20 protein-coding genes are annotated in these 23,279 nt (G+C 40.5%); 18 read left to right on the forward strand and 2 right to left on the reverse strand.

The genetic code is table 11. The features are described 5' to 3' along the window. The first annotated feature begins 5 nt into the window (after positions 1 to 5). The 8 genes from miaA (at position 6) to IV514_RS01415 (ending at position 8,178) form a co-directional block, all read left to right on the forward strand. Complete coding sequence (miaA, locus tag IV514_RS01380) at positions 6 to 953, forward strand: tRNA (adenosine(37)-N6)-dimethylallyltransferase MiaA (protein ID WP_206483126.1); 948 nt, start codon at positions 6 to 8, stop codon at positions 951 to 953. 139 nt (positions 954 to 1,092) lie between these two features. Further along, a complete protein-coding gene (gene hfq / locus IV514_RS01385) occupies positions 1,093 to 1,356 on the forward strand; it encodes an RNA chaperone Hfq (RefSeq protein ID WP_206483127.1) in 264 nt (87 codons plus the stop codon). Positions 1,357 to 1,389: 33 nt separating this feature from the next. Continuing rightward, complete coding sequence (gene hflX, locus IV514_RS01390; RefSeq protein ID WP_206483128.1) at positions 1,390 to 2,676, forward strand: ribosome rescue GTPase HflX; 1,287 nt, start codon at positions 1,390 to 1,392, stop codon at positions 2,674 to 2,676. Positions 2,677 to 2,748: 72 nt separating this feature from the next. After that, positions 2,749 to 3,897, forward strand: coding sequence for an FtsH protease activity modulator HflK (gene hflK / locus IV514_RS01395; protein WP_206483129.1), 1,149 nt, complete (start codon positions 2,749 to 2,751; stop codon positions 3,895 to 3,897). Positions 3,898 to 3,900: 3 nt separating this feature from the next. Further along, positions 3,901 to 4,782: a protease modulator HflC gene (gene hflC / locus IV514_RS01400; protein WP_206483130.1), complete on the forward strand. Its 882-nt coding sequence runs from the start codon at positions 3,901 to 3,903 to the stop codon at positions 4,780 to 4,782. Positions 4,783 to 4,874: 92 nt separating this feature from the next. Next, positions 4,875 to 5,063, forward strand: a complete 189-nt coding sequence (locus IV514_RS01405) for a DUF2065 domain-containing protein (RefSeq protein ID WP_206483131.1) — start codon at positions 4,875 to 4,877, stop codon at positions 5,061 to 5,063. A gap of 152 nt (positions 5,064 to 5,215) precedes the next feature. Beyond that, entirely contained in the window at positions 5,216 to 6,514 is a 1,299-nt protein-coding gene (locus IV514_RS01410) for an adenylosuccinate synthase (protein ID WP_206483132.1), read from the forward strand. A 422-nt stretch (positions 6,515 to 6,936) separates the two neighbouring features. After that, complete coding sequence (locus tag IV514_RS01415) at positions 6,937 to 8,178, forward strand: malic enzyme-like NAD(P)-binding protein (protein ID WP_206483133.1); 1,242 nt, start codon at positions 6,937 to 6,939, stop codon at positions 8,176 to 8,178. 70 nt (positions 8,179 to 8,248) lie between these two features. On the opposite strand, the gene metJ is transcribed toward IV514_RS01415, so the two are convergent. Next, positions 8,249 to 8,578, reverse strand: a complete 330-nt coding sequence (gene metJ, locus IV514_RS01420) for a met regulon transcriptional regulator MetJ (RefSeq protein ID WP_206483134.1) — start codon at positions 8,576 to 8,578, stop codon at positions 8,249 to 8,251. 242 nt (positions 8,579 to 8,820) lie between these two features. Between metJ and metB the strand changes: the two genes are divergently transcribed. The 4 genes from metB to IV514_RS01440 all read left to right on the forward strand — a co-directional run bounded on the left by metB (position 8,821) and on the right by IV514_RS01440 (position 14,317). Further along, positions 8,821 to 9,981 carry a cystathionine gamma-synthase gene (metB, locus tag IV514_RS01425; protein ID WP_206483135.1) on the forward strand — a complete coding sequence of 387 codons (1,161 nt, stop codon included), beginning with the start codon at positions 8,821 to 8,823 and terminating at the stop codon, positions 9,979 to 9,981. 34 nt (positions 9,982 to 10,015) lie between these two features. Further along, on the forward strand, positions 10,016 to 12,469 hold the full coding sequence (gene metL / locus IV514_RS01430; protein WP_206483136.1) for a bifunctional aspartate kinase/homoserine dehydrogenase II: 2,454 nt from the start codon (positions 10,016 to 10,018) through the stop codon (positions 12,467 to 12,469). 119 nt (positions 12,470 to 12,588) lie between these two features. Further along, positions 12,589 to 14,055, forward strand: coding sequence for a hypothetical protein (locus IV514_RS01435; protein WP_206483137.1), 1,467 nt, complete (start codon positions 12,589 to 12,591; stop codon positions 14,053 to 14,055). 25 nt (positions 14,056 to 14,080) lie between these two features. Beyond that, positions 14,081 to 14,317, forward strand: a complete 237-nt coding sequence (locus IV514_RS01440; protein ID WP_346776899.1) for a diguanylate cyclase — start codon at positions 14,081 to 14,083, stop codon at positions 14,315 to 14,317. Here IV514_RS01440 and argE read toward each other — a convergent pair. Beyond that, on the reverse strand, positions 14,314 to 15,471 hold the full coding sequence (gene argE / locus IV514_RS01445) for an acetylornithine deacetylase (protein ID WP_206483139.1): 1,158 nt from the start codon (positions 15,469 to 15,471) through the stop codon (positions 14,314 to 14,316). The genes IV514_RS01440 and argE overlap by 4 nt on opposite strands. A gap of 276 nt (positions 15,472 to 15,747) precedes the next feature. Between argE and argC the strand changes: the two genes are divergently transcribed. From argC to argA, 6 genes are all read left to right on the forward strand, one after another. Next, complete coding sequence (gene argC, locus IV514_RS01450; protein ID WP_206483140.1) at positions 15,748 to 16,782, forward strand: N-acetyl-gamma-glutamyl-phosphate reductase; 1,035 nt, start codon at positions 15,748 to 15,750, stop codon at positions 16,780 to 16,782. Beyond that, the gene (argB, locus tag IV514_RS01455) at positions 16,782 to 17,579 is read left to right on the forward strand and encodes an acetylglutamate kinase (RefSeq protein WP_206483141.1); all 798 of its coding nucleotides are present in this window, start codon (positions 16,782 to 16,784) and stop codon (positions 17,577 to 17,579) included. Before argC ends, argB begins: the two co-directional genes overlap by 1 nt. 112 nt (positions 17,580 to 17,691) lie before the next feature. Continuing rightward, entirely contained in the window at positions 17,692 to 18,630 is a 939-nt protein-coding gene (locus IV514_RS01460; RefSeq protein ID WP_206483142.1) for an ornithine carbamoyltransferase, read from the forward strand. A gap of 85 nt (positions 18,631 to 18,715) precedes the next feature. Next, the gene (locus IV514_RS01465; RefSeq protein ID WP_206483143.1) at positions 18,716 to 19,942 is read left to right on the forward strand and encodes an argininosuccinate synthase; all 1,227 of its coding nucleotides are present in this window, start codon (positions 18,716 to 18,718) and stop codon (positions 19,940 to 19,942) included. 2 nt (positions 19,943 to 19,944) lie between these two features. Then, entirely contained in the window at positions 19,945 to 21,882 is a 1,938-nt protein-coding gene (argH, locus tag IV514_RS01470; RefSeq protein ID WP_206483144.1) for an argininosuccinate lyase, read from the forward strand. A gap of 28 nt (positions 21,883 to 21,910) precedes the next feature. After that, positions 21,911 to 23,221 (forward strand): amino-acid N-acetyltransferase, encoded by a 1,311-nt coding sequence (gene argA / locus IV514_RS01475; protein WP_206483985.1) that lies wholly within the window; start codon positions 21,911 to 21,913, stop codon positions 23,219 to 23,221. Positions 23,222 to 23,279 lie beyond the last annotated feature (58 nt).

Below are 23,279 nucleotides of genomic sequence, written 5' to 3' on the forward strand. Positions count from 1 at the left end.
TTATTATGTCACCTTTTTCATTACAGTCAGCAAAGCAACCTCCCGTTATTTGTTTAATGGGGCCAACAGCTTCAGGTAAAACCGCGTTGGCATTTGAATTAGCTGATGCTTTACCTTGTGACATAATTAGTGTTGATTCGGCACTGGTATATCGAGATATGGATATTGGTACGGCAAAACCAACAGCAAAAGAGTTGGCAAAATATCCACATCGATTAATTAATATTCGTGATGCCAGTGAAAGTTATTCCGCTGCTGAGTTTTGTCAGGATGCGTTAAACGAGATTGCAACTATTCGCGGACAAGGTCGTATTCCCTTATTGGTTGGCGGCACTATGATGTATTTTAAAAGCTTGATCGAAGGTATTTCACCTTTACCGCAAGCCGATACCAATGTGCGCAAAGAAATTGAGCAGCAGGCAGAAGACAAAGGTTGGGCGTGGCTACATCAAGAGTTAGTGAATGTTGATGCTGAGTCAGGGGCGCGAATTCATCCAAATGACCCCCAGCGTATTACGCGGGCATTAGAAGTTTATCGTCTGACAGGTAAAACATTGACGCAATTAACGGCGATTAAAGGTGAAACACTTACTGGTGATGTTTTACAATTTGCCATTGCGCCAAAAGAGCGAGCAGATTTACATGCGCGCATCGCGCTAAGATATGAGCAAATGATCGCTCAAGGATTTGAACAAGAAGTCGCTGAATTAATAGCGCGTAATGATTTACATCAAGACTTACCTTCAATACGCTGTGTGGGGTATCGTCAGATGTGGCAATATTTACATGGTGAGTTTGATCATAAGGAAATGGTGTTTAGAGGGATTTGTGCAACAAGGCAGTTAGCAAAACGGCAATTAACTTGGTTAAGAAATTGGCCAAATTTGCAATGGTTGAATATGGAAGATGAAAACAACCTAGATCAAATTTTAACTGTGCTAAGCAAACTTTAAACATTGATGTATAATTAAAATTATTAGATAGTAAACTATGTGTAGATTTACTATAAATAAAAAGAGCACCGTTAAAGAATTAATGAACAGTTCAAATTGAACTATTAGGTTTCACAACAATAACAAAAGGGGCCAAATAATGGCAAAGGGGCAATCGTTACAAGACCCATTTTTGAATGCTTTACGTCGTGATCGCATTCCAGTTGCAATATACTTAGTGAATGGGATTAAACTACAAGGACAAGTAGAATCATTCGATCAATTTGTGATATTACTGAAAAACACCGTCAGTCAAATGGTATATAAACATGCTATTTCAACTGTGGTACCAGCCAGAGCAGTGAATACCTCGCCTCAAGCAAATCAAGCTGGCTACAACCCATCTATGGATCAAGAAGATTAATGATCATAGCCAGTATTGTACGGAGTCGCTCATTTGTTTGATAGGTATCAAGCAGGTGAGCAGGCGATACTTGTTCATGTAGACTTTCCTGATGAAAATGCCCGAGAGGATTTACAAGAGTTTGAAATGCTTGTGGATTCTGCGGGTATTGACGCTTTAACAGTTGTCACTGGAAAACGTAATACCCCACACACTAAATATTTTGTTGGTAGTGGTAAAGCGCAAGAAATTGCAGATGCCGTGAAATTGTATGATGCCAATGTCATCTTATTTAATCATAGCCTCTCACCATCACAAGAAAAAAATATTGAAGCCTTATGTCAATGTCGCGTCGTTGATCGTACTACTTTGATTTTAGATATTTTTGCTCAGCGTGCCCGTACTCATGAAGGTAAATTACAAGTAGAGCTCGCACAGCTGCGTCATATTAGCACGCGACTGATCCGTGGTTGGACGCATTTAGAAAGGCAAAAAGGTGGTATAGGTTTACGAGGCCCAGGGGAAACCCAATTAGAAACGGATAGACGTTTATTGCGTGAACGTATGGGCAGCATCAGAAAACGTCTAGAGAAAGTAGAAAAGCAACGTCAGCAAGGGCGTCGAGCAAGAAATCGTGCGGAAATACCAACCGTTTCCTTAGTAGGTTACACCAATGCGGGGAAATCCACCTTGTTTAACCGCATCACGCGAGCCGATGTATATGCTGCTGATCAGTTATTTGCTACCTTAGATCCAACGTTGAGAAAAATTGAAGTCGAGGATGTTGGGCGAGTGATCTTGGCTGACACGGTTGGCTTTATTAGGCACTTACCGCATGATTTAGTTGCCGCATTTAAAGCAACATTAACTGAAACGCGTGAAGCTGATTTATTACTCCATGTGATCGATATTGCTGATGAACGCCGTAGTGAGAATATCGAACAAGTACAAGAAGTGTTAAATGAAATTGAGGCAGGTGAAGTGCCACAATTACTGGTTTGCAATAAAATTGATCGACTAGAAGATGTCGAGCCACGTATCGATCGAGACGATACGGGCAAGCCAATTCGGGTATGGCTGTCGGCGCAACAAGGCATAGGGATTGATTTGCTGTTTACCGCTTTAGCTGAGCGATTAGGGCAAGAAGTTGTGCAATATTGTCTTAAAATTCCCCCTAATTATGGAAAATTACGCGGCGCACTCTATCAGCTTAATTGCATTAATGATGAGCAATACGATGAGCAAGGGAACTGTCTTTTACAAGTGAAATTACCCATGAAAGAGTGGCAAAGATTAATTAAACAGGATGAAGCCTTAATAGAAGACTTTATCGAACGTTAACAGACTGATATATTAAGCACAATGTTGACTTATTATGTCAATTTCCAATTTTTTTGAATAGCGGAGAGCATCATGGCTTGGAATGAACCGGGGAAAGACGATAAAGATCCCTGGAAAAACAAAGGTGGTAATAATCAAGGGCCACCCGACTTAGACGACCTGTTAAAAGATCTAGGTAATAAATTTGGTGGCATCTTTGGTGGTAAGCCTTCTGGTGGTAGTGGAAAAAGCTTCTCATCTATTGGTATTAGCTTAGTGCTGATTATTGCTATTTTAGTGTATGCCTTTAGTGGTTTTTATACCGTGAAAGAAGCCGAAAAAGGAATTGTTTTACGTTTTGGTCAATACACGGGAATGGTTGATCCTGGATTACGTTGGAAATGGACGTTTATGGAACGTGTTATTCCTATCGATATCCAAACCACGCGTGATTTACCGGCCTCAGGCTTTATGTTGACTCAAGATGAAAATGTTGTTCGTGTTGAAATGCAAATTCAGTATCGAGTGGTTGACCCGCGAAGCTATGTATTTAGCGTAACTAATGCGGATGACAGTTTGAGCCAAGCATTAGATAGTGCGCTAAGGTATGTGGTTGGTCACTCAAGAATGGATGATATTTTAACGAGTGGTCGTGAACAAGTGCGTCAAGATGTTTGGGCTGAGTTAAATAAAATTATTGAGCCTTATAACTTAGGGTTAATTGTCGTTGATGTGAACTTTAAAGATGCCCGCCCGCCAGAAGAGGTGAAAGATGCCTTTGATGACGCAATTGCAGCGCAAGAAGATGAAGTACGTTACCTGCGTGAAGCTCAAGCTTATGCTCGTGGTATCGAGCCAAGAGCGCGTGGTCGAGTGAAGCGTATGGAACAAGAAGCCTTGGCTTATAAACAACAAACAGTGTTAGATGCAGAAGGTGAAGTTGCACGTTTTGAAAAACTTTTACCTGAGTATCAAGCTGCACCTGATGTGACAAGAAAACGTTTATACCTTTCAACGATGGAAACGGTATATAGCAATACCAGCAAAGTTATGGTTGATGTAGAAGGTGGTAATAATATGATTTATTTACCATTAGATAAAATTATGGAGCAACAGTCAGGTACGCAACGAATATTGCCTAAATCAGCACCAAATGTGAGAAGTTCATCAACTAATAATACCACGAGTTCCGCACCTGCGATGTCAGGGCGTAGTGATCGATTTAATAATGGGAGAAACTAAGCGATGAAGAATTTTATAATTGCTGTGCTTGCCGCATTGTTTGTCTTAGTTATTTCATCGCTTTTTATCGTGTTTGAAGGTCAGCGAGCTATTGTGTTCAAGTTTTCAGAAATGAAAAAAGACACAGACAATAAACCGGTGATTTATGAGCCTGGTTTACATTTTAAGTTTCCGTTAATTGAAACGGTACGTAAAATTGATGCACGTATTCAAACACTGGATGAAGCACCTGATCGTTTTGTAACCTCTGAAAAGAAAGACTTAATGGTGGATTCGTATGCTAAGTGGCGTATTGTCGATTTTTCTACCTATTACTTACGTACTTCAGGCTCTATTGAAAATGCAGGTGCCTTGTTAAAACAAAAGATTAATAATGGCTTAAGAACTGAGTTTGGTTCGCGCACAATCAAGGAAATTGTCTCTGGGGATCGTGATGACATTATGGCGAAAGCATTGGAGAGCTCTGAATCTAGTCGTAAAGATCTTGGTATTGATGTGATTGATGTGCGAGTAAAAGCAATTAACCTTCCAGCTGAAGTAAGCGCTTCAATTTATGATCGTATGCGTGCTGAACGAACTGCTGTTGCCAAGGAGCATCGCTCACAAGGTCAAGAGCAATCAGAAATTATTCGCGCAACCATCGATGCTAAAGTCACCGTTATGTTAGCAACGGCGCAAAAGCAAGCGTTTGAAATTCGTGGTGAAGGTGAGGCACTTGCGGCAAAAGTTTATGCGGATGCCTATAGTAAGGATGCCGAGTTTTTTGATTTTTTCAGAAGTTTAATGGCTTATGAAAAAAGCTTTAGTAATAAAAATGATATCTTAGTGGTCAAGCCTGATAGTGAATTTTTTCATTACTTGAAAAAAAGCGCTAAAGTACAGTAGTGATCACACACGTTCATTAGTTGAAAAAGCCATGACAGTGTCATGGCTTTTGTTTATCAAGGCACTAACAATCGAGTTTATAAACGATGAAGATGACATTTGAGCTATTGCTCACCGCACTGGCTTTAGCATTGATTATTGAAGGGCTTATTCCCGCTTTGTTTCCCAATAAATGGCGTGCATATGTGTTGAAGTTAGCGCAAGAAACACCGCAATCGATCCGTTCTCTCGGTATTACCATTATTATTATTGGCATCATACTTTTATGGTTAGCGAGTTAATTGGCACTTGGTTTAATAAAATGCTTTGACGAGTTAACTTGTTCTCACTAGAAGATATTCTTAAATTGTATTAAAAACCAGCAAATAATTGCTTGGACTCGATTTGTTATTTTGGTAGAATCCCCGCCTAATTTTTTTTCCAAAATGTGAACATGGGTAAAAACGTCGTAGTTCTCGGCACTCAATGGGGTGACGAAGGTAAAGGTAAGGTCGTAGACCTTCTTACAGATAAAGCCAAGTATGTTGTGCGTTATCAAGGCGGCCACAATGCGGGTCATACATTAGTTATCAATGGTGAAAAAACCGTCTTACATTTGATCCCTTCTGGGGTATTACGTGACAATGTAAAATGTTTAATTGGTAACGGTGTGGTGCTTTGTCCAAAAGCATTAATGACTGAAATCAAAATGTTAGAAGAACGAGGTGTACCCGTTCGTGAACGTTTATTGATCAGTGATGCTTGTCCACTTATTCTTCCTTATCATAATGCATTAGACGCTGCACGTGAAAAAGCACGTGGCAGCAAAGCAATTGGTACCACAGGTCGTGGTATTGGTCCCGCTTATGAAGATAAAGTCGCGCGTAGAGGCTTACGTGTTGGAGACTTAGTTAATGCTGAAACCTTTGCATCTAAGTTAAAAGAAATTGTTGAATACCATAACTTCTCTTTAACCCAGTATTACAAGGTTGAAGCCGTTAATTACGAAGAAGTTCTTGCAGGTGCGATGGAAGTACGAGAAGTGCTAATGGGTATGATTGCAGATATTTCTGAAATCATTGATCAATCGCGCAAGGCTGGTGACTCTATCATGTTCGAAGGTGCCCAAGGTACTTTACTTGATATTGACCATGGTACATACCCTTATGTAACGTCATCGAATACTACAGCGGGTGGTGTATCAACAGGCTGTGGTTTTGGTCCGCGTTACTTAGATTATATCTTAGGTATCACTAAAGCGTATACGACACGTGTGGGTTCAGGGCCTTTCCCAACTGAGCTAGACGATGAAATTGGTCATCACTTAGGGACTGTCGGTCATGAGTTTGGTGCTACTACTGGGCGTGAGCGTCGTTGTGGTTGGTTTGATGCTGTTGCTATGCATCGCGCAGTGCAGATAAATAGTATTACTGGTTTCTGCTTAACCAAACTGGATGTGTTAGACGGTTTAAAAGAGTTAAAAATTTGTACTGGCTATCAAACAAAATCTGGTGAAGTGCTAACTGTGCCTCCGACAGCAGCAGAAGGGTATGAAGAAATAACTCCTGTTTATGAATCTATGCCGGGCTGGAGTGAGAATACGGTAGGTGCGACATCTGTTGATGCCTTACCTGAAAACGCCAAAGCTTACATCAAGCGTATTGAAGAAGTAACAGGTGTGCCAGTTGATATCATCTCAACAGGTCCTGATCGAAATGAAACCATCATTTTGGTAAACCCTTTTGATGAGTAACTTCAGTTTCTGTTAAAAAAAACCACCTTATGGGTGGTTTTTTTATATTTATTTGTTGCTAGTTATTGCTTCTGTGTATTAGTTAATTATGCTGATAACTATTTCTATATGCCAGCTCATCACCTTGTTGTTTGTCGAAAATCGCCACATTTTAACGTTATTTATCATCCATTGATCGAAGTTCGATTATCTTCGTCTATCTTCTGAGTTCTTGCCCAATAACGCATAATGAATATTAAGCAGAATAATATGAAAATCTATTAGAAAAATCGTATGGTAAAGGTTGATATTTAAGTCTTAGATTCCGTTTGCCAGCTTGAATGTCACGCTAGAAATACGTTAATATTAAAAATAACAAAAAGAAATAGATAGTTTGAAATATATAATATATTGATATAAATATAACGCTCCTAGGACAGATAATGACAGACTTCACTCAACAAGCGCTTGATTACCATCAGTTCCCACAACCGGGGAAAATTAGTGTTGAAATTACTACACCGGCAGAAACCAGCCAAGATCTTTCTCTAGCATATAGCCCAGGTGTAGCTGAGCCAGTTAGGGCTATCGCTGAAAATCCAGATGATGTTTATAAGTACACCGGTAAAGGAAACAGTGTGGCGGTGATCACGAATGGGACTGCAATCTTAGGTCTAGGTAACTTAGGCGGTATGGCCTCAAAACCTGTGATGGAAGGGAAAGCATTATTGTTTAAACGCTTTGCTGGAATTAATTCATTTGATATTGAAGTGAAACATAAAACGGTTGATGAGTTTATTTCTACTGTCGCTAATATTGCAGATAGTTTTGGTGGTATTAACTTAGAAGATATTAAGGCACCAGAGTGTTTTGTGATTGAAAAAGCGCTGATTGAGCGTTGTAAAGTACCAGTATTTCACGATGACCAACATGGCACCGCTATTGTGACGGCAGCGGGGATGATCAATGCGCTTGAGATCCAAGGCAAAGCATTAAAAGAAGCTAAGATTGTTTGCATGGGAGCCGGAGCGGCTGCTATTGCCTGCATGGAATTGCTAATTAAATGTGGCGCGCAACGTGAAAAAATTTATATGTTAGACACCAAAGGGGTTATTCATACTCGCCGTGATGATTTAAATGAGTATAAGAAACTTTTTGCCAATAATACTGATATGCGCACATTAGAAGATGTGATTGAAGGCGCAGATGTGTTTGTTGGTGTGTCAGGTCCAAACGTATTAGCGGTTGAGCATGTTAAAATGATGGCGGCAAAACCTGTGATTTTTGCTTGTTCAAATCCTGATCCTGAAATTAAGCCTGAACTGGCTAAGGCGGCAAGAGACGATGTGATTATCGCGACAGGTCGTTCTGATTATCCTAACCAAGTGAATAATGTGCTTTGTTTCCCGTTTATTTTTAGGGGAGCATTAGACGTCAGAGCACGCACCATTAATGATGAAATGAAGGTGGCTTGTGTCCATGCTATTCGTGAATTAGCAAAAGAGCCTGTGACCAAAGAAGTATTAGAAGCTAGCTGTGAAGAGAGTCTGTCATTTGGCAAAGATTATATTATCCCGAAACCAACGGATTCTCGATTGCGCGGAAGGGTAGCTAAAGCGGTTGCACAAGCGGCGATTGATTCAGGTGTAGCAGCACTGGAAATGCCAAGTGATTATATGGCTTAATTGCCATTAAAAGAGCTTAAAAGCAAAAAAGGCCCGCGGGCCTTTCTTGTTTTATGTGGTAGAAGAAAGTTTAATCTTCGTCGTTTTCGTATTGACTGAAGTCAGTAACACCCTGTTCTTCTAGTAACTTTCTGACACTTGCGGGTAATTTTTGCTCATTATCTTTGGCTAAATCAGCATCATCCGGTAGTGGCTGACCAGTAAAAGCATGTAAAAATGCTTCGCAAAGCAGTTCGCTGTTTGTGGCATGTCTTAAGTTATTAATTTGACGGCGAGTGCGTTCGTCAGTTAACACTTTTAACACACGTAAAGGTATAGAAACGGTGATCTTCTTAACCTGCTCACTTTTCTTACCGTGCTCGGCATAGGGGTTTATGTATTCACCATTCCACTCAGCCATGAATTACCTCAAATAAAGTATTAATTAAATATTATGTTATCGTTTGACCAGCTTATATAACACAATGGTATCTAGAGTAGATTTTACTGGTTAACGGTAGCGAGTCAATAATGAATGTGTAGAAGTTTAGATGTCTAAAGTTCTTGACCCAATAATTTAAAACATTTAGACTTTTGGACGTCCAAACATCTATTTGGTCTTGATGATGAAAAATCATCAATTTTCAGCATTTGGAGTAAATCATGGCAGCGGGTAAAGCATCAACAATCGCGGTGAGAGCAGGTATAAATAGCGATAAACATTATGGCGCAGTAGTGCCAGCGATTCATTTATCGAGTACCTACGCATTAAAAGGCTTTAATGATAAGCGACAATTTGATTACTCGCGTACGGGCAACCCAACGCGTGCAACCTTTGCTGATGCTATTGCTGAACTAGAACAAGGTAGTGTTGGGATTGTGACTAGCACTGGTATGTCTGCGGTGCACTTATTGTGTCAATTGTTAACGCCTGAAGATACTGTTGTGATCCCGCATGATTGTTACGGTGGTAGTTATCGATTATTTACCCATTTAGCAAAACGTGGGTTATTCAACCTAGTGGTTGTCGATCAAAATGATGATCACGCCCTAAGTCAAGCGTTGGCGCAAAAACCTAAGTTGGTGTTAATTGAAACGCCGAGTAACCCGTTATTACGTATTGTTGACATTGCAGCCATTACGCAGGCAAGTCAGGCGGCGGGAGCGCTGGTTGCGGTTGATAACACCTTTTTATCACCATTATTGCAGCAGCCAGTAGCCTTAGGTGCTGATATCGTCTTTCATTCAACCACTAAGTTTATCAATGGTCACAGTGATGTGGTTGGTGGGGTTTTGGTGACTAAAGAGCAAGCCTTGGGTGAAGAGCTCGCTTGGTGGGCAAATTGTATTGGCATCACAGGTAGTGCCTTTGATAGCTATCTAGCGCTACGTGGTTTAAAAACGCTACCGTTACGTATGAAGCAGCACCAAGAAAATGCTGATGCAGTAGCGAAATTTCTTAAGAATCATCCGGCAATTGAGCACGTTTATTTTCCTGGCTTTAGCGAGCATCCAAATTATGCTATCGCGAAAAAACAGCAAGTGAGTGCCGGTTCGATGATGAGTTTTGAGCTCAAAGGCGGCGTGGAAGCGGTAAAAATGTTATTTGATAATTTGTCATTGTTTACGCTGGCACAATCGCTTGGCGGTGTTGAGAGCTTGATCAGTCATCCATCAACCATGACACATGCAGGCATGGAAATTGAGGCACAACTTGAAGCAGGGATCACCCAATCGTTAGTGCGAATTTCCGTGGGTATTGAAGATATTGACGATATTCTTGCTGATTTAGACCATGGATTGACGGTTAGCCAACAAGGCTAAATTTTTAACACCTATTGATGAATTTGAGCGCATTATGAGCCATGTAAATGTTGTAGAACAGCTAACTGCAGAACGAAACCAGCTTGCTAAACAAGCCGTGCAAATCCATAAATTTGGAGGCAGTAGCTTAGCGACCACTCAATGTATTGAGCGAGTGATTGATATTATCCGTCAGCATTGTCAATTGAATGATTTGATTGTCGTCTCTGCCAATGGTGATACTACTGATGCGCTATTTCATATTTATCAACAAGCAATGGCTCAAGATAGTCAATTACACGCATCGATTGATGAACTACAGCAAGTCCAAGCGCAATTGATTGAGGATTTATTGAGCCCCGCTAGTGCCAATAGAATGTTGGATTATTTATGCTCCGATGTCCATCAATTAAAATATTGGCTAGCGCATGCTCCAGAACAACATCAAGCCGACCTGTTATCATTTGGCGAACTTTGGTCAGCACGGTTACTTTCTGCGATTTTAAGTGAACGTGTCTGCCCTAGTTATTACGCAGATGCCCGTGAATTTTTAGTGATTAACAATGAAAGAGAATGCTTAGTAGATAATCAGTTAAGCCAAGAACAATTTTCTCAGTTAGTTCAGCCCAATAAACTAGGGGTTGTTACTGGGTATATTTGTCAAGACAGCGAAGGAAAGACCTGTACGTTAGGGCGCAATGGTAGTGATTATTCGGCGACCATTATGGCTTCCTTATCAGGCGCATTAAATGTGACGTTATGGACGGATGTTGATGGTATTTATAGTGCTGATCCTCGAATTGTTCCGTCGGCACGAAAGCTACATCGTTTACCTAATGGCGTAGCAAAAGAGTTAGGCCGTTTAGGTAACCCTGTGCTGCATGCTAAAACATTGCAGCCATTAACGGATCACAGTACACATTTGCATGTTGCCAGTAGCTTTGATCATCAGATCAGTGGTACTGAAATTGGTAAATTTGGTCAGATTGCCAAGCAAGAGTTATCGGTAACTTACTTAAATGAATTACTGCTTGCACAATCTGAGAGTTTTATCGGACAACTTGGGGATGAAGCTCAACAGCGTTTTCAATGTGTGTGTGGTGATAATAAAGCCGGCTATATTGTGATCCATCAACAGCAGCAAAAAGCCGTTAGCCAATGGTTAGCCAGCCATGATACTGAAGTGTCTTTTACCCCCGCAGCCATTATTGCTACAGTTGGACATCGTGTTATTCACCATGGTGATATCAAAGCAAGATTTAAGCGAACCTTAAAGCATGAACGGGTGTTTGCCATCGCTGACTCGGCTTATGAGCATAGTTTAATTGCGGTATTAATTCAGCCATGTTCGGTAGAATTGCTTAATCATGTACATCATAATATGACGAAAGATGTGCGCCATATCGGTCTTGTTGTTGCAGGGCTTGGTAATATTGGTGAACGCTTTTTAGCCATGCTACCTGAGCAATTAGCCTGTATTCCATTGTTAGAAAATATTCATTTAGTGGGGTTAGTGTCATCGAAAAAAGCATTGATTAATAATGATGGTATAGATGTCAGCAAGGCAATGATACAGTTTGAGCATGAGGCGCAGCATTATGATCATGAGTTGTTAATGTCGTGGCTATCTCATCATCCTTATGATGAATTAATTGTCGTTGATATTACTCCAAGTGAAGAGTTTAGCTTACTTTACCCAGCGTTTTTTAAACAAGGAATTCATGTGATCGGTGCGAATAAATGGGCGGCATCTTCCAGTATTGAGCATTATCAACACTTGTTAGCTACGGCAAAGGCCAATAAAAGTTTATGGTTAGGTAACACTACCGTAGGTGCGGGTTTGCCAGTGAACTATGCAATACAAGATTTATTAAACAGTGGTGATAGCATTACCGAAATCTCTGGTATCTTTTCAGGTACGCTATCTTGGCTGTTTGAAAGTTATGATAATAGCGTGCCTTTTTCGACCTTAATGCATGACGCGCTCTCGCAAGGGATCACTGAGCCAGATCCACGTGAAGACTTATCTGGTCGAGATGTCCAGCGTAAATTGCTGATCTTAGCGCGCATGGCGGGTTTAACACTATCGTTATCAGATATTAGCTGCCAAAATTTAGTGCCTGAATCTCTACAATCTTTGTCCACTCAAGAGTTTTTAGCGAATGCTGAACAACTTGATGAATATTTTGCTTCACGGTTTTTAGCGGCTAAGCAAAATAATCAGTGTATTCGCTATATTGCTAGGTTAAGTATTGAAGGTGAAACAATTAATGCGCGTGTCAGTCTAGAAGTACTTAATAACGATGATGCGTTTGCCAACTTAACGCCTTGTGACAATGTGTTTTTGATCAAAAGTCAGTGGTATCACGATAACCCATTAATTATTCGAGGCCCTGGTGCTGGTCGAGATGTTACCGCTGGTGGATTACATTCTGATTTGGTGAGTATTTGCCGTCAATTGATTGATCGTCACCATCAAGTAAAATTAAAAAGCATCAATACTTTGTAAAATAGGCTATGGTTATAATTAGTCGTTAATAATATCAATGATAATGACTTGAGTCTTAATGCATTATTCATTAGCATAAAATCAACCTTATTATCATTGACAACCAAGTATATCGATTTATGTCGGGTAAAGTTTATAGTGATACTCATTTCACTGCTCAAGTGAAAGTAATAATTAATAAGTTATATGGCAAAAGTATTGTCAAAGATTCTTTGCTCGAACGGGCCATGGCTTATTATGAAAGCCAACCCTTAAATCAAAATAAGCTGGATACTTTAAAAACCAGAATTGTCGAGCTTAAATCTCTACCTGGAGATGAAAAAATCAAGAAGCAGCTTGCAAAAGCTGAGCGAGAGTATCGAGAAATAAAACAAGAACTCAAAGATGAAAGTAATGAGCGACATCAGTTTTTGCTTAATATTTGTCGGGAAATTGTTGAGTTAACTGAAGGTAATAACTTTAACGAATGTAATCGTAAGTCAGCGCAAATGCTGGGCACTATTCAGTTACTAAATCCTACTCAAGGTAAAAAAGTTGCCGAAGCCAATGAAAAAAGTAAGCCTTTATACCGTGCAATTTTATGTCTTAGGTTATTAGATAAGCTATGTATTGATGAAGCTTTTATTGCTCATGATGGGCACTTAAAGCAGTATTTACATAACATTGATGGTGATAACTACCAAAATTGGCCGAAGGTCGATGCACAGAGTTATCAAGCATTTGTTGATAATGTCAAAATTCCATTGGTAATGGCAGCGCTATTGCAAGATATCGGTAATTTTCATCAAGACGCACTAAAAATCTTAACGGGTGATGATGGCAAACTTGATGTTCATCGAACCTTACCGGTTGATGAGCGTAAATCATTACTACAGGTAAACTATCGAGAGACGATTAATTTCTTGGTCGAAGGTATTGGCGCTGCTTTGTATGTAGGCAACTCTAAAACAGAACGTGATAAATTTAATCTGTTAGAGCATAGTAAGTTAGTGTTCATTAAGCATTTATTAAAAAATGCTATTTCGCCAAAACAAGGCATAGGTAACTTACTGAAAGTCCCACAAATTTATACTTCAATCATTCTATCAACCAAGCCAAGCTATAACTATAAGTTATTGCCAAAGGTCTACCAAGCGCTTGATCAAAATGCTGAACGGGGCACCTGTAGTCAGTACGTTGTTGATACTTTACATGAAATAACTGGTGACTTCCCACAAGGCTTTGGTGTGACCTATATTCCCAGAGATCGTGATGGTAAAGAAGGGGAACAGTATGAGTATGCTATTGTTAATCAATTATACCCAAATACATTAGATCATCCGCTGTGTAGAACAGCTACACGTAATTTAACCTTTATTGGTCATGGACAAGACATTGAAGTGCCACTGAGTGTTAACTTATACCATACAGACACAGCCAAGGCCTTTTCTTCAATCAGTAAGGAGCGACTCAATGAAATCTTGGAGAAGCTCTCTTCAAACTACCAAGAGCGCAAAAAGTTAGATTTGTTACCCCGTTGTTGGGATGCCAGTGAGTTTTTCTCGATGAAAAGCCATCAAAAGCTTTGGAACAAAACCTCTAGATAATATCTGTTGTTACCTAAAATTAGACATAGAACATGCTGTGGATGTCGCAGAGCGAATACGTCAGCAAACTGAGCAATTGTCGATTGAGTCAGATAAGGGAAAGATCACTTTGACGGCCAGTTTTGGCGTTTGCTCTGTCAAAGAATACCACGACATTGAAGTTGCCATTAGCAAAGCTGATCAGGCAATGTTTCAGGCAAAGTCTACCGGCCGAAATTTAGTGAGAACATCTCAGATCATCATCAGTGAATTCGCGTCTTAACGCAAAGGCGATAAACAATACTTTTCAATTAACGTGGTCAGAATTCTATTAGTTTGGCTGATCTCACTATGAGCTAAAAATTCATTAGGTTGGTGCGCTTGGTTGATTGAACCAGGTCCTAATACGATAGTTTGACAGCCAAGTTGTTGAATAAACGGTGCTTCTGTCGCGTAATTAACGGCACAGCAGCTATGACCACTGATTTCTTCTGCTAAGGTCACTAATGGTGAAGATGCTTGTTGTTCAAAGCTTGGAGAACTTGGGTGTAGTTCATCAAAACTGATCCTATCAGGGTATTTTTCTGCTAATGGTGCAATGGCCTCAGCCAACAACTGTATTAGTTCTGCATCCGTCATACCGGGCAGTGAACGCATATCAAGATCTAGCTCGCAATGACCACAGATGCGGTTAGCATTATCGCCGCCTTTAATTGCACCTAAATTGAGGGTAGGGCCTGCAACGTCGAACGCGTTATTATGAAAATTTTCAGCAAACTTTTCTTTAAGGGCGATTAATTGCCCAATCACCTGATACATGATCTCAATCGCATTAACGCCTAAGCTGGGTTTACTAGAATGACCCGATTGACCTTTTACTTTGATGCGATGTGACATGTGACCTTTATGCATGATCACAGGTACTAAGCCTGTTGGTTCACCAATAATTGCGACATCGGGTTTGATATCTTGGCTGTTGGCAAAAAAGCGTGCACCTGCCATGGTGGTTTCTTCATCAGCCGTAGCTAAAATATAAAGTGGTTTAGTGAGCTTTTTAGCATCTAGCTGTTTCACTGCTTGAAGAATAAATGCGAAAAAACCTTTCATGTCACATGTACCTAAGCCGAAAAACTTATCATCTTGATTTAAAACCTTCAGTGGATCTGACTGCCAGCGGTTTTCATCAAAAGGCACAGTATCACTGTGGCCTGCCAGTAATAGCCCTCCTTCACCGGAACCGAGTTTGGCTAACAAATTGAATTTGTTGCGAGTATCTGGCACAGGGTGAATAGAAATGCTAAACCCTAATTCACTGAACCAAGTGGCCAATAAGTCAATAATATCTCTATTACCTTGATCCCAACTTTCTTGGGTTGAGCTTATAGAAGGACTGGCGATCAGCTGAAAAAGTGACTCACTAAAGTTGGGTAATGGCATTAAAAAAAACCTCGAATTATTTTTTAGATAGTTATGTTAAAAAGTTGCATAACTACCCATTGAGTGATAAATTATCAACCAATAGTTTAATGAAGCAAATACTATCTGGCTACGAAATTTATTTTCTAAGTTACATCTATAGTTAATAAAGCTCATATGTTTTAGTTTAAAAACAACTGCTTGATAAAGGTTTCCCGTAAAAACAAGGTGTTTTGCGAGGGAATTTGTAAAAAATTACCGTTATTAATGAATAAAATTGCAAATAGAAGAGGATGTATGAAGGTAGCTGTCATTGGGGCAAGTGGTTATGTTGGCGCTGAGCTTATCGCATTACTTTGTGGGCACGATAAAATATCGTTAAACCATTTAGTGGTGTCAGAGCACAGTAGTTCGGCTGAAAAAACATTCTCTGAGCTTCATCCTAAATATGCAGGTATTTGTGATTTACCTTTAACACCATTTTCAGCTCAATGGCTAGCACAAGCGGCGGGTGACTTAGATGCTGTGTTTTTCGCTACACCTCATGAATTTAGCGCAACATGGGCACAAGCATTTATTGAATATGGTGTGAAAGTATTTGATTTATCTGGTGGCTTTAGGCTGAAAAAGCTTGAAGACTACCCGACATACTATGAGTTTGAACACCAATACAGCGAGTTATTAGACCAAGCAGTATACGGGTTAGCTGAATGGCAGGCAGAAGAGATTAAACAAACTAACTTAGTTGCTGTGCCAGGTTGTTATCCAACAGCAAGTTTGTTGTCGTTAAAACCAATTACGCATCATCAACTTCATAAAATGGATGGCTTAATTGTGGTCAATGGTGTTAGTGGGGTCAGTGGTGCAGGTAGGAAAGCATCATTAGCAACGAGTTTTAATGAGGTAAGTTTAACACCTTATAATATTTTACAGCACCGTCATCAGCCAGAAATCAGCCAGGAAGCGGGTGCCTCGGTAATCTTTAATCCTCATCTTGCGCCGTATAAAAGAGGCTTATTGGTCACCATCACATTGCAGTTAAAAGCCGATGTGACGGAAGCACAAGTAAAGCAAGCTTATTTAACGACTTATCAAGATAAACCATTAGTACGTTTAGTGGATACTTGGCCAAAAGTAGATAATGTTGCCCACACACCATTTGCTGATGTGCACTGGAAATATGAGCAAGATCAACAAGTGTTGGTGGTCAGTTGCGCCATTGATAATTTACTAAAAGGGGCTGCCTCGCAAGCAATACAGTGTGCGAATATCAGCTTAGGCTTGGCCAGTGATTATGGCTTAATAAATACTGCACTAAGAGGAAGTTGCTGATGAAGCGCATTGTAAAAAACAAACCATTAGTGATTAAAATTGGCGGCGCTATTTTAGCAAGTGCCAGTGCATTGACCGAACTGTTGACTGTAATTAAATCATTAAACAATCAGTCGATTGTGTTAGTACATGGTGGTGGTTGCGTCGTTGATGATATGCTTGCTCAATGTGGTTTTACCACTGAGAAAAAACATGGTTTGCGCGTCACACCTGCAGCGCAAATGCCGGTTATTGCTGGGGCATTAGCTGGTACCGTTAATAAGTCTATTGTAGCTAGTGCAACCAGTTTAGATATTTCTGCAGTGGGTTTATCGTTAAAAGATGGTGATATGGTCACCTGTACATTAAATGAACAAAATTTAGGTCAAGTGGGGCTGCCTCAGCCTCATAGTAGTAAATTATTAGATACCCTATTGAAAGCGAACTTTTTACCCGTGATTTCATCTATTGGCGCATTAGCAAATGGTGAACTGGTCAATGTTAATGCTGATGATGCCGCGGTGGTAATTTGTCAGTTATTAAATGCTGAGTTGTTATTGTTGACTGATGTTAACGGTGTAAAGGGAGAATCAGGTGATTACCTTACTAGTTTAGATCAGTCGTTGGCACAGCAATTAATCAATAATGGCACTATTGCTGGTGGCATGACAGCAAAAGTCAATGCAGCGTTTCATGCTGCAAATCAATTACGACGAAGTATCGCGGTGGCCAGTTGGCAATTACCAGAGCAAATAGTGCATTTGCTAAACGGTGAAAGCATTGGCACCCGCATTGAACCTACTAACTACTCGTCTTAATTGATATTTATTGAGTTACTGAACACACAGTTAACAACATTAAGTCCGAGTAATGAACCATTTTTATCGTAATTTTTTAGCCCGACCGTAGAGGCTCGGGGAGGACAAAGAAATGTCATTACAACAAACAAATTTTGCTCATTTTTTAGCGGATGACCAGCTAAATAAAGCCCAAATTGAGGCTTTGATAGCCCTAGCAATTGATATTAAGCAACAACCGAAAAAATATAACCAAGCACTTGCTGGTAAATCGGTGGCAATGATTTTTGAAAAGCCGTCATTGAGAACACATGTCAGTTTTGATATGGGGATTGCCAAGTTAGGTGGTCATGCGCTCTACCTTGGTCAACAAAATGGTAAATTGGGTGAGCGTGAGCGTGTCAGTGATTATGCGAAAAACCTTTCTTGCTATGCAGATGCAATTGTTGCTCGGGTATTTGAAAATCAATCCATCGAAGGGTTAGCACAACATGCGTCAGTTCCTGTTATTAACGCGTTGTGCGACTTGTATCATCCGTGCCAAGCATTAGCGGATTTTATTACATTAACAGAAAATTTCTCAGACTTGTCTACAGTTAAGTTGGCGTATGTTGGTGACGGGAATAATGTCTCAAATTCTTTAATGTTAATGGCGGCAACTTTAGGTGTCGACTTCACCTTGGTATGTCCATCAGGTTTTGGCCCAAGTGAAGCTATGTTGAGTAAAACAGAGCAATTGGCAAGCAACAGTGGTGCGGTATTTACTTTTACTACGGATATTGATGCGATCGGTCAGCAAGATGCCATCTATACTGATACTTGGATCTCTATGGGCGATGAAAATGCTAAAGATAAAGCAACTATTTTAGCAAACTTTGCACCTTTTCAAGTGAATCATCAGCTGATGGAAACTACCGGAGCTAGCGTGGTGATGCATTGTCAGCCAGCACACTTAGAGGAAGAGATCAGTACGGCATTATTTGATGATGAACAGCTGTCAGTGGTGTTTCAGCAAGCTGAAAATCGTATGTGGGGACAAGCTGCAGTATTGGTCTCGTTATTAGCGGACTAGTTAACTAACAAATTTTGTTGATCTTAAATTAATAGGATCAAAGTAAAAACAATCAACAGATTTTAAAATTTTATAGGTAATAACAATGGCATTAACAACGAAAAAACAAATTAAAAAAGTGGTATTAGCATACTCGGGTGGTTTAGATACCTCAGCGATCATTCCTTGGTTAAAAGAGAACTATGATGGTTGTGAAGTGGTCGCGTTTTGTGCCGATGTTGGTCAAGGAGAAGAAGAACTTGAAGGCATTCAGGAAAAGGCGATTGCCTCAGGCGCATCAGAATGTCATGTTGTCGATCTCAAAGAAGAGTTTGTTAAAGATTATATCTACCCAATTTTAAAAACGGGTGCAGTATACGAAGGGCAGTATTTATTAGGCACATCAATGGCACGCCCAGTGATTGCGAAAGCTCATGTTGAAGTTGCGTTAAAAGTTGGTGCTGATGCCGTTTGTCATGGCTGTACTGGTAAAGGTAACGATCAGGTTCGTTTTGAATCCTGCTTTGCTGCACTTGCGCCTGAGTTAACTGTCATTGCGCCATGGCGTGAATGGGATATGGTTTCTCGTGAAGACTTATTAGATTATTTAGCTGAACGTAACATTCCTTGTGCAGCATCACTGACTAAAATCTATAGCCGTGATGCCAATGCTTGGCACATTTCTCATGAAGGTGGTGAGTTAGAAGATCCGTGGTGTGAACCATCAAAAGATGTTTGGACCATGACGGTTGATCCTATGGATGCTCCTGATACACCAGAGACAGTACAATTAAGTTTTGACAAAGGCGAACTTGTTGCGGTGGATGGCAAGCAATTATCGGCTTATGACGCGTTAATGTACCTTAATGAAAAAGCTGCGGCCCATGGTGTTGGTCGTATTGATATTGTTGAAAACCGTTTAGTAGGTATGAAGTCGCGTGGCTGTTATGAAACTCCAGGCGGTACAGTATTAATGGCGGCATACAAAGGGTTAGAAACCTTAATCTTAGATAAAGAATCATTGAAATATCGTGAGTCGGTTGGTTTAGAATTTTCCCACGTGATTTATGATGGTCGCTGGTTTACGCCTTTAGCAAAAGCACAACTTGCCGCCGGTGCATCGTTTGCTGAGCAAGTCACCGGTGATGTAGTGGTGAAAATGTATAAAGGTAATGCCACGGTGACGCAACGTCGCTCACCAAATAGCTTGTATTCCGAAGAATTTGCAACCTTTGGTGCTGATGATGTTTATGACCAAAAACATGCTGAAGGTTTTATCCGTTTATTTAGCTTATCTAGCAGAATTACAGCTCTTTCGCAGAAGGATAAATAATTATGGCGTTATGGGGCGGTCGGTTTAAAGAAAAAGCCAGTATTCAGTTTAAAAAATTTAATGATTCACTGCCGGTTGATTATCGTATGGCAGTGCAAGATATCGTTGGTTCAATGGCTTGGGCACAAGCCATTCATGAAGTCGGTATATTAACTGATGATGAACTGAAACGCTTAACGGCAGCATTGGCAGAGCTAAAAGCGTCGGTGGAAGAAAACCCAAAGCAAATTTTAGCCTCTGATGCTGAAGATATTCATAGCTGGGTAGAGATCCAGTTGATCGAAAAAACGGGCGATCTCGGTAAGAAACTACATACCGGACGTAGTCGTAACGATCAGGTTGCCACGGATCTGAAACTGTGGTGTAAAGAATCAGGCGGTGATTTATTATTTGCTTTGGTGAATTTACAACAAGCGATGATGAACTTAGCGGAACGTGAAAAAGACACGGTATTGCCTGGCTATACTCACTTGCAGCGTGCGCAACCAGTCACATTTGGTCACTGGTGTTTAGCCTATGTTGAAATGTTCAACCGTGATATTGGCCGTTTAAAAGATGCGCTGTATCGCTTAGATACTTCACCATTAGGTTCAGGTGCGTTAGCGGGCACGGCTTACCCCATAGATCGTAATGCGCTCGCTCATCGTTTAGGGTTTAGAACCGCAACTATGAATAGTTTAGATGCGGTCTCTGATCGTGATCATGTCATTGAATTGCTTGCTGCAGCGAGTATTTCAATGATGCATTTATCACGTTTTGCTGAAGATTTAATTTTTTATAATTCAGGCGAAGCAGGATTTGTTGAAATGAGCGATTTAGTGAGCTCAGGTTCTTCATTAATGCCACAGAAGAAAAACCCAGATGCGTGTGAATTAATTCGTGGTAAAGCAGGTCGGGTATTTGGCTCGTTAACTGGTATGTTAACCACAATGAAAGCACTCGCACTTGCTTATAACAAGGATATGCAAGAAGACAAAGAAGGACTTTTTGATGCCATGGATACATGGCAAGAATGTATGGAAATGGCAGTATTAGTCGCAGATGGCCTAAAAGTTAATCGTTCAAGAACGCTAGCGGCCGCTCAACAAGGGTATGCTAATGCGACTGAACTTGCTGATTACTTAGTCAGTAAAGATATTCCATTTCGGGAAGCGCACCATATCGTCGGTGAAGTGGTCCTTGCGGCGATTGATAAAGGCTGTCCGTTAGAAGATTTAACCTTAACGCAGTTGCAAGAATTTAGTGAGAAAATTGAACAGGACGTTTACCAACATTTATCGATAGAATCGACGCTCGATAAACGTGAAGCATTAGGTGGCACCTCACGTGTGCAAGTGGAAAAAGCATTAGCGTCAATTCAATCGGGTAATGAAGAAATTCTCAATGAACAAGTCGTGGGTGCGCCGGGTAAGCAACAAATTCAAATTGCCCTAAGGCAAGTAAAACAACGCTTGAATGCTCAACGCGCTGCGGCAATGTCGGTTCGTCGTGCCCGTATGTCAGATGTTGATAACATCCATCAGCAGGTCAATTACTGGGCAGAGCAAGGGGAAATATTACCGCGTAGTCGAGATAACATTATTCATGATATTCAAAATTTTGTTGTTGCTGAAATCGATGGTGAAGTTGTTGGTTGTGCGTCCTTGTATATCTATCAAACAGGGTTAGCTGAAATACGCTCAATTGTGATTGATAAGCAAGCGCAAAACCAAGGGCAAGGTCAAGCCTTAGTGCAGTATTTGCTTGAATTTGCTCAGCAAATGGAACTCGAGCAAATTATTGTCTTAACTTATATTCCACAATATTTTGCCAAGCTCGGCTTTACTGAAATGGATAAAAGCTTACTAGCTGAAAATATTATCGAAGACAGTGAACCAAGTCCTAATAAAGATGCTGCTGATGAAGTAGCCATGGAATATATTTTGGGTCAACAGAAGTAATTAGGCAGTGAGTGACACCATGCAACAAATAGTGAATAGTGATCAAAATTATGTCAAGTGGTTTAGAAATGCTGCTCCATATATTAATGCGCATCGTGGTAAAACCGTGGTATTGATGTTTGGTGGTGAAGCGGTATTACATCCTAATTTTGCTAACATTATCCATGATATTTCATTGCTACGTAGCTTAGGGGTGAAATTAGTGGTCGTGCATGGTGCAAGGCCACAAATTGAAGATCGAATGATAGGGCGAGGCATTAGTCGACATATCGAAAATAACATTCGTGTGACCGATGCTGATACTTTGGTGGCGGTTAAAGATGCCACCGGTTCTTTGCGTTTGCACATCGAGGCTTTGTTGACCATGGGCGTGGTGAATTCACCGATGCATGGTTCGCAAATTCGTGTCAGTACCGGCAATTTTGTTATTGCTAAGCCTATGGGAGTGCGCAACGGCGTTGATTATAAATATACCGGTAGTGTCAGAAGGATTGATGCCGACGGTATCAACAAACAGCTCGATTATGGCTCGATTGTCTTGCTTTCTCCTATCGGTTATTCACCCACCGGTGAAGTGTTTAATTTGGCGTTAGAAGATGTGGCGACGCAAACAGCGATAGCTTTGAAAGCGGATAAATTAATTGCCTTAACGGAAGACGATGGTTTAATTGATCATGGTGGCAAGCTGATCCGTAGCTGTAGTGTGCGAACAGTGAAAACCTTGTTGGATGAAAACGACTGTCATGTCCGTCAGTTGTTACTCAGATCAATTATTCAATCGGGTGAAAATGGCGTTGAACGTTGCCATTGTGTGAGTTATCAAAGTGATACTGCCTTGTTGCAAGAGTTATTTACTCGTGATGGTTCAGGCACGTTGATCGCCAAAGATCACAAAGAGCAAATATCTACCGCAACCATTGATGACGTTGCAGGCATCTTAGAATTGATCCAACCGCTGGAAGAAGAAGGGGTACTGGTTAAACGTTCGCGTGAATTGCTTGAAGTGGAAATTGATCGCTTCACCATCATCAAAAAAGAAGATGTGATTATTGCCTGTGCGGCATTGTACCCTTACCCAGAAGAAAATAGTGGTGAAGTAGCATGTGTGGTGATCCATCCAGATTATCGTAAGGGTAATCGCGGAGAGCGGTTAATGGCGGCAATAGTCGACAATGCTAAAAAACAAGGGCTTAATACGGTCTTTGTGCTCACAACCGTTAGTGGTCATTGGTTTATTGAGCAAGGCTTTGTTGAGCAGCCCATTGAAAAATTACCTGAAAGTAAAAAACAAATGTATAACTTTCAGCGCCGATCAAAAGTGTTCATTAAGCGCATTTAACCCATTAGTTTTTACAGTCGTATAGTGATATGCTTTTGTCATTAAGCTTTCACTATCG

The organism is Thalassotalea sp. G2M2-11 (assembly GCF_017168195.1).
Taxonomy (GTDB): domain Bacteria; phylum Pseudomonadota; class Gammaproteobacteria; order Enterobacterales; family Alteromonadaceae; genus Thalassotalea_E.